At 74.6% G+C, this 1342-nt stretch carries 1 protein-coding gene; it reads right to left on the minus strand.

Annotated features, from left to right (window positions below; translation table 11 throughout):
• Positions 1-1342 (minus strand): aminodeoxychorismate synthase component I (gene pabB / locus AB8Z36_RS40790; protein WP_369218390.1); only part of this gene is annotated, 1342 nt, incomplete at both ends.

Raw genomic sequence — 1342 nt, forward strand, 5'->3', positions numbered from 1 at the left:
ACCCSKRCGGGAGCCGTCCGCGCGCGGCGGGCGGCTCCCGTCGGGGTTCAGCGGGCGAGGGAGGACTCGCCGTGTGCCGGGTGCGGGGCCGGGGACAGGTCCGGTTCCGCGTCGGCGGCGCTCGGGGCGAGGCCGTGGCCGGGCTCCTCGCGGCGGGGTGGCCTTGACCGCGGTCTCCTCGTACTCGGCCGCCGGGTCGGACAGCGCGATGATGGCGCCGCCGACGCCGTAGCGCAGCCGTCCGCCGCTGAGGACGAGGGTGCGTATGACGATGGACAGGTCCACCGCGCCGGTCAGCGAGAAGTAGCCGATCGCGCCCGAGTACACGCCGCGCGGCCCGCCTTCGAGCCGGTCGATGACCTGCATGGTGCGGATCTTGGGGGCGCCGGTCATCGACCCGCCGGGGAAGGCGGCCCGTACCGCGGCCACCGGGCTGCTGTCGGCGCGCAGTTGAGCCCGTACGGTGCTGACGAGCTGGTGGACGCTCGCGTAGGTCTCCACCTGGAAGACCGGGTCGGCGACGACCGAGCCGACCTCGGCGCACCGGCCCAGGTCGTGCCGGACCAGGTCGACGATCATCAGGTTCTCCGCGCGGTCCTTCTCGCAGGTCGCCAGGGACTCGATGAGCCGGGCGTCCTCCGCCTCGGTGCTGCCGCGCGGGCGGGTGCCCTTAATGGGCTTGGACTCCATGGCGCCGTGCCGGTCGATGCGCAGGAACCGTTCCGGGGAGCTGGAGAGCACCGCGAGCGGCCCGAAGTGCAGGTAGGCGGCGAAGGGGGCGGCGCTGACCCGGCGCAGGGCGCGGTAGGCCTGCCAGGGGTCCAGGTCGGTGTCGACCTCGGCCATGTTCGTCAGGCACACCTCGTAGGTCTCGCCCGCGGCGATCTCCTGCTGGCAGACGTCGATGAGCTTGAGGTAGGCGTCGCGGTCGTGCCGCAGCTCCACGGGTCCCGCCGTGCACGTCGGTGCCGGAGGGCACGGCTCGGGCGGCTGTCCGGCGAGGGCGCTCAGGGCGGCGGCGGCCTCGGCGAGCCAGGCGCGCGCGGCGCTCTCGTCGCCGTCCTCGGCCAGTGCCAGCAGGTGGCCGGTGCCGGTGCGGTGGTCCAGGACCAGGGCGCGGTCGGCGAAGACGAGGGCGGCGTCGGGGTCGGGGGAGCGGTGGGCGGCCTCGCCGCCGCACTCGGCCTTGAGCTCATAGCCCAGGCAGCCCACCCAGCCGAGGGCGAACTCGAAGGGCAGCTCGGGCACTTCGGTGCGCAGCGCCGCCAGGTCCTTCTCCAGCCAGGACAGGAAGGGCTCGCGGTGGGTGCGGCTCTCGCCGTCGGCGGTGACGGTCACGGTG

Origin of the sequence: Streptomyces flavofungini (assembly GCF_041028215.1) — a bacterium.
Classification (GTDB): domain Bacteria; phylum Actinomycetota; class Actinomycetes; order Streptomycetales; family Streptomycetaceae; genus Streptomyces; species Streptomyces flavofungini_B.